The following is a 6824-nucleotide window of genomic DNA, read 5'->3' on the forward strand; positions in this document are numbered from 1 at the left end:
TGCGCCGTCTAGAGCATCTGGTCGGGCGCGAACGGACCCAGCATGCGCACCAGCAGCCTCAGCTTGGTGCTCGCGCCCGGCTCGCTGTCCTCGTCGCCGAAGGCGGCGCCGGGTGGCGCGCGCCAATGGAAGCCGTGGTCCTTGCGCTCGAGCCGGTAGGCCGCGGTCGCCATCGTCTGCTCCACCTGCTGCGTCGCCTCCTGCGCCAGGGCGCCGCTGCGGATCACCAGCCCCACTTCGCTGTTCTTCAGTTGCGAGCGCAGGTCGAGGTTCATGGAGCCGATCACGGACAGCCGGCCGTCGATGATCACGGCCTTGGAGTGCAGGCTGGCGCGGGAGCTGCCACCCTTGGAGCCGCCCGGGCCGCCCGTGAACAGGTCGCGCGCCCTTCGCTCCGGCGCATGGCCGCCCTGGAGTCCCGGTGCGGTCTCGGGGTCGGACCGCATCTCGTAGACCTCGACGCCCATGGCCAGCAGGTCCTCGCGGTAGCGGGCATAACCCGCGTGCGCGGCCGGCGCGTCGTTGGAGGCCAGCGAATTCGTCAGTACGCGGATGCGCACGCCGCGTTTGCGCAGCTGCCCGTAGATGGCCATCATGCGTTCGCCCGGCACGAAGTAGGGCGAGATGATCAGCACGTCGCGCTGCGCCTGCTGCATGAGGTTCAACAGACCGTCGATCACGGTCTCGCCGGCATTGACTTCGTCGTCGCCGGGGCCGACCTTGCCGGGTGCGTCCACCAGCAGCGTCGCCGGCGCCCAGACGAGGGGCACGGTGCGCAGGTCCATCGGCGGCCGCTCGGCCTGCACCACGGCCGTCGGCGTGACGGAGGGCAGCACGGTGGGCGACACCGTCACCGGCAGCACCGGCTTCGGCGCCTCGGCCGCGCGCGCCGCGGAGGCCGGCTGCCACTTGCGCAGCTCGTCGAGGTCTTCGGGGTCGAGCAGAGTCTGCACCGGATAGGCCAGTTCGTCGTTCCAGAAACGGTCGAAGCTCACGGCCATGTCCCGCACGATGCGCCCCGCCGCCAGGACGTCGAGGTCGACGAAGTTCTGCTTGTCGCCGGTGCCGAAGTACTGGTCGCCCAGGTTGCGGCCGCCCGTGATGCCCCAGGCGCTGTCGGCCAGGAACAGCTTGTTGTGCATGCGCTTCTGCATGCGGCCGACGTCGTGCAGCGAGGTGATGATCCGCCCGATCATGTTGCTGCGGTTCCCGGGCAGGGGATTGAACAGCCGGATCTGCACGTTGGGCTCGAAGGCGAGGCGCAGCACCTGCGCATCCGCGCCGACCGAATTGAAGTCGTCGAGCAGGATGCGCACGCGCACGCCGCGCCGTGCGGCATCGCGCAGCCTTTGCAGCAGCACCTCGGTGCTCGCATCGGCGTGGATCGCGTAGTACTGCAGGTCCAGGGTGCGCTGGGCGCCGTCGATCAGCGCGAGCCGGCTGGTCAGGGCCGTCTCGACGTCGTCCAGCAGGTGGAAGGCCGAGTCGCTGCGCGTCGTCGCTTGGGCGCGGCGGGCCTGCACCAGCTGCCCGAGCGGCGTGATCTCGGGTTGCGCGAAGAAGGTCGAAGGCGTGCGGCCCTCGTTGGCCGGCAGGCTGGCGCAGCCCCCTGCGCCTCCGAGCAGCAGCGCGATCGTGCACCAGCGCACGAGCAGCAGCCAGAAGAACTGCGGGGGGCGCTTGGCGATCGTGGGACTGCTCGTCGTCATGGGTCCACGCAATGTAGCCGTGCCCCAGGCGCAGCGGGTCCATGGAGAGGTCAGCAGGTGCCGCCAGACGGTGACGGCGGGCGCCTACAGCTGACCCAAGGCCTCCCAGCGCTCCAGTGCCTCCATCAGTTCTTCCTCGATCCGCTCGCTGCGTTGCGCGAGTGCGGCGGCGCGCGCGGCGTCTTCGCGGTAGACCGCGCCGGCGGAGAGCTCCGCCTGGATCGCCTTCTGCTCCTGCTCCAGGGCCTCGATGCGCGCCGGCAGCGCCTCGAGCTCGCGCTGCTCCTTGTAGCCGAGCTTGCGCTTGGGCGCCGTGGCTGGCGCCGCTGCAGGTGCGGCGGGCTTCTCGCGCTCGAGCGCCGGTGCAGGCGGACTGGCGGCATCCGCCAGTTCGCGGGCGCGTCTCGATTGCGTCAGCCAGTCCTCGACGCCGCCTTCGTATTCGCGCCAGCGGCCGTCGCCCTCGAAGGCGATCGTGCTCGTGACCACGTTGTCCAGGAAAGCGCGGTCGTGGCTCACGAGGAACACGGTGCCCTCGTAGTCCTGCAGCAGTTCCTCCAGCAATTCCAGCGTGTCGATGTCGAGGTCGTTGGTGGGCTCGTCCAGCACCAGCACGTTCGCCGGACGCGCGAACAGGCGCGCGAGCAGCAGGCGGTTGCGCTCGCCGCCGGACAGCGAGCGCACCGGCGATGCCGAGCGTGCCGGCGAGAACAGGAAGTCGCCGAGGTAGCTCTTGACATGCTTGCGCTGGCGGCCGATCTCGATCCATTCGCTGCCGGGACTGATGAAATCCTCCAGCGAGGCTTCCGGATCGAGCGCGGTGCGCATCTGGTCGAAGTAGGCGACCTGCAGGTTGGCGCCGCGCCGCACGCCACCGCTGTCCGGCTCCAGTTCGCCGAGGATCAGTTTCAGCAGGGTCGTCTTGCCGGCGCCGTTCGGGCCGACCAGGCCCACCTTGTCGCCGCGCAGGATGGTGCTGGTGAAGTCGCGCACCACGACCTTGTCGCCGTAGGCCTTGGAGACGCGCGTGAGTTCGGCCACGATCTTGCCGCTCGCCTGGCCGGTGGCGACGTCCATGCTGACGCGCCCCACCGCGTCGCGTCGCGCGGCCCGCGTCGCCCGCAGGTGCTCGAGCCGCGTGATGCGCCCCTGCGCGCGCGTGCGGCGCGCCTCCACGCCCTTGCGCACCCAGACTTCCTCCTGCGCGAGCAGCTTGTCGGCCTTGGCGTTGATCACGGCTTCCTGCGCGAGTTGCTCCTGCTTCAAGGCCTGGTACTGCGTGAAGTTGCCGGGGTACGAGAGCAGCCGGCCGCGATCGAGTTCCACGATGCGCGTCGCGACGCGGTCGAGGAAGGTGCGATCGTGCGTGATCAGCACCACGCTGCCGCGGAACTCGCGCAGCAGGTTCTCCAGCCACTCGATGGAGTCGAGGTCGAGGTGGTTGGTGGGTTCGTCGAGCAGCAGGACGTCAGGCCGGCGCACCAGCGCCTGCGCCAGGGCGACGCGCTTGCGGTTGCCGCCAGACAGCGATCCGATCAGCGCCTGCGGTTCCAGGTGCAGGCGCTGCAGGGTCTCGTCGACGCGCTGGCGCCAGTTCCAGCCGTCCTGGGCCTCGATGCGCGCCTGCAGCGCGTGCAGCGCATCGAGGTCGCCGTTGCCGTGGTGCGTGAACTGGTCGACCAGGCCGATGACGTCCGCCAGGCCCATGCGCACGGCGTCGAAGACGGTGGCATCTTCGGCCAGCAGCGGTTCCTGCGCCACGAAGGCAGCGTGCAGGCCTTGCTGGCGCTGGATCTCGCCGTCGTCCGGCAGTTCGAGGCCGGCCAGGATGCGCAGCAGCGAGGACTTGCCGGCGCCGTTGCGGCCGATGAGGCCGACGCGCTCGCCGGCTTCGAGCGCGAAGTCGGCGTGGTCCAGCAGCGCCACGTGGCCGAAGGCGAGCTGGGCGTTCGCGAGGGTGATGAGGGCCATGATCCCGGGGAAAAGCTGCCGAGCGTAGCACCGCCGCCGAGCGGCCAGCGCCGGACGACCGGCGGAAGGCCTGCTGGCTATAGTGGGACCTGCTGTCACAGGGAGGGGTTCCGTGGACCTGAACATCAACGGTGCGCGCATGCAGGTGCAGGCCGACCCCGCCATGCCCTTGCTGTGGGTCCTGCGCGACCTGCTGCAGATGACGGGCACCAAATTCGGCTGCGGCGTCGCCGCCTGTGGCGCATGCACGGTGCGCGTCGACGGCCAGGCGATGCGCTCGTGTGTCACTCCGGTGGGCAGCGTCGCCGGACGCGCGATCCAGACCATCGAAGGCCTCGGCACGACGGCCAAGCCCCATCCCCTGCAGGTCGCATGGATCGCCGAACAGGTCCCGCAGTGCGGCTACTGCCAGAGCGGCATGTTGATGGCCGCGGCGGCGCTGCTGGAGAAGAAGCCCAAGCCGAGCGACGCCGACATCGACGAGGCCATGACCAACATCTGCCGCTGCGGCACCTACCAGCGGGTGCGCGCCGCCATCAAGCGCGCGGCGGGGATCCGCGCGTGAAGCGCCGTACCTGGCTGCTCGGGACGACGGCGGGGGCCGGGGCGCTGCTGGTGGGCTGGTCGGCGCTGCCGCAGCGTTCGCGCATCGGCCTGGCCAGCATGATGACGCCCGGCGAAGGGGACTTCGCGCTCAACGGCTGGATCAAGATCCTGCCGGAGGGCGGCGTGGTGCTGGCGATGCCGCGCAGCGAGATGGGCCAGGGCGTGCACACGGCGCTGCCGCAACTCGCGGCGGAGGAGCTCGATGTGCCCTTGTCCGCCGTGCACATCGAGCAGGCCGGGTGGGACGCGATCTACGGCAACGTCGCGATGCTGTATGGCTACCTGCCCTTCCATCCGCGCGAGGAGGAGCGCGAGGACGGCTTCGGCCGCGTGAAGGCGGGCCGATGGATGGTCGGCAAGGTCGGCCGCGAGCTGGGCATCAATGCGACCGGCGGTTCCTCGAGCGTCGCGGATGCCTGGGAAGTCATCCGGCTGGCGGCCGCCACCGCGCGCGCTTCGCTGCTGGGCGCGGCTTCGCTGCGCTGGAAATTGCCGGCCGAGGACCTGGAGGTGGTCGACGGCGTGGTGTCGCATCCGTCCGGGCGCCGTGCCGGTTATGGCGAACTGGCCCGGGTGGCGGCGGCGACACCGCCGGGCGCGGTCGAATTGAAGGATCGCCGGAAGTGGCGCGTGATCGGTCGCCCGGCGCCCCGGCTGGACCTGCCGCCGAAGGTGAACGGGCAGGCGCGCTTCGGGATCGACGTGCGGCTGCCCGGCATGCGCTATGCGGCGCTGCGGCTCGCCCCGACGCTCGGCGGCTCGCCGGGGCGCATCGATGCCGCTGCGGCGCTGGCGATGCCGGGCGTGGAGCGGGTGGTGGTGTTGCCGGCTTACGCAGGAACGAGCGCCGGCTTCGCCGTGGTGGCGGCGAGCTACTGGCAGGCGCAGCAGGCGGCCCAGGCGGTGCAGGTCGAGTGGCGCGCCGGCCCGCAGTCGGGACTGAGTTCCGCGGGCATTGCACGCACACTGGAAGATGCCGTGCGATCGCGCGAAGGCTTCACCTTCTACACTGAAGGCGATGTCGACCGGGTGCCTGAGGGCTCGCGTACCCTGCAAGCCTGGTACCACGCGCCGTATCTGGCGCACGCGACGCTCGAGCCCATGAATGCGACGGCGCGGGTCGATGGCGACCGGGTCGAAGTCTGGGCGCCGACGCAGGTCCCGCAGCCCTGCCGGGAGGCGGCGGCACGCGTGGCCGGCGTGCCGGTCGGGCGGGTGGAACTGCACGTCACCTTCCTCGGCGGCGGCTTCGGTCGCCGGCTGGAGGTCGACTATGTGGCGCAGGCAGTGCGCGTGGCGATGGACCTGCCCGGGGTGGCCGTGCAGCTGATCTGGCCGCGCGAGGAGGACACGACGCACGACTTCTACCGGCCCATGCACGTCGCGCGACTGCGCGCTACGTTGGATGCGAAGGGGCATCCGGTCGCGCTGCAGGTCCGGTCCGCGGGGGATGCGATCGCGCCGCGGTGGATGGAGCGCGCGCTGCCGGCGTTCGCCGGGCCGGTCGATCTTCCCGACAAGACGGGATCCGAAGGCCTGTTCGACCAGCCGTATGCGTTTGCCAACCAGAGGATCCAGCATGTGTTCACGCGCAGCGGGGTGCCGGTGGGCTTCTGGCGCTCGGTCGGGCACTCGCACAACTGCTTCTTCATCGAGTCGTTCATCGACGAGATCGCCGCAGAGCTGAAACAGGATCCGCTCGCGCTGCGGCGGAGCCTGTTGCGGGACTCGCCACGTCACCTGGCGGTGCTGGATCTGGCGGCGGAGCGCTCGGGCTGGGGGAGCAGGCCTCTGCCCGCGGGGCGCGCCCGCGGCATCGCGCTGCACGAGTCCTTCGGCTCCGTGGTGGCGCAGGTCGTGGAAGTCTCCCTGCAGGGCCCGGCACCTCGGGTGCACCGGGTGGTCTGCGCGATCGATTGCGGCACCGTCGTCAATCCGCAGATCGTCGCGCAGCAGATGGAGGGTGCAGTCGTCTTCGGCCTCACGGCTGCGCTGTACGGGCGCATCGACATCCGCCAGGGTGCCGTGCAGCAACGGAACTTCCCCGATTACCCGATGCTCCGAATGGGCTCGGCGCCGCATGTGGAGACGTACATCGTGCCGAGCGAGCGTTCGCCTGGCGGAGTCGGCGAGCCCGGCGTTCCCCCCGTGGCGCCAGCGCTGGCGGGTGCGCTGTTCGCACTGACGGGGCAGCGCCACCGCGCGCTCCCGCTGTCGGACTTGTCCTAGGGTTTTCCCTGTGCTATAGTCCGTGGCTCTGTTGACGACGGCACCGCGAATGCGGCGGCCGCAGCGGCAGAGGGCTCTGGAAGATGACCGAGGAAAATCGGTATAGAATCGAGAGCTTCGCTGGTGACGAATGCGGGCGGGGATGGCGGGAAACTGCAGTCCTGGATCGCGAAAGCAGCAGCGAAAAGAGTTTGACAGGTCTCTACAAAATCAGTCATAATCGAGGGCTTCGCTGATCGCAGCGGGGTTGGTTGAGCAGGTAGGCGCAAGGCCGAGGGCTCTGGCGGGATCGTTAACAACATACAGCCG

At 70.1% G+C, this 6824-nt stretch carries 4 protein-coding genes; 2 read left to right on the top strand and 2 right to left on the bottom strand.

The window, feature by feature from the left end:
- Positions 1–8: 8 nt before the first annotated feature.
- Together JI746_RS24975 and JI746_RS24980 are read right to left on the bottom strand one after the other, a co-directional pair.
- A complete protein-coding gene (locus tag JI746_RS24975) occupies positions 9–1709 on the bottom strand; it encodes a phospholipase D-like domain-containing protein (protein WP_201693013.1) in 1701 nt (566 codons plus the stop codon).
- Positions 1710–1793: 84 nt separating this feature from the next.
- Positions 1794–3680: an ATP-binding cassette domain-containing protein gene (locus JI746_RS24980; protein WP_201693014.1), complete on the bottom strand. Its 1887-nt coding sequence runs from the start codon at positions 3678–3680 to the stop codon at positions 1794–1796.
- Between the two features lie 112 nt (positions 3681–3792).
- Here JI746_RS24980 and JI746_RS24985 point away from each other — a divergent pair, with 112 nt between their 5' ends.
- Both JI746_RS24985 and JI746_RS24990 read left to right on the top strand, forming a co-directional pair.
- Positions 3793–4245 carry a (2Fe-2S)-binding protein gene (locus JI746_RS24985; protein ID WP_201693015.1) on the top strand — a complete coding sequence of 151 codons (453 nt, stop codon included), beginning with the start codon at positions 3793–3795 and terminating at the stop codon, positions 4243–4245.
- Positions 4242–6515 (top strand): xanthine dehydrogenase family protein molybdopterin-binding subunit, encoded by a 2274-nt coding sequence (locus JI746_RS24990; RefSeq protein ID WP_201693016.1) that lies wholly within the window; start codon positions 4242–4244, stop codon positions 6513–6515. The genes JI746_RS24985 and JI746_RS24990 overlap by 4 nt, the downstream gene beginning before the upstream one ends.
- Positions 6516–6824: the final 309 nt, after the last annotated feature.

Source organism: Ramlibacter alkalitolerans (assembly GCF_016722765.1).
Lineage (GTDB): Bacteria > Pseudomonadota > Gammaproteobacteria > Burkholderiales > Burkholderiaceae_C > Ramlibacter > Ramlibacter alkalitolerans.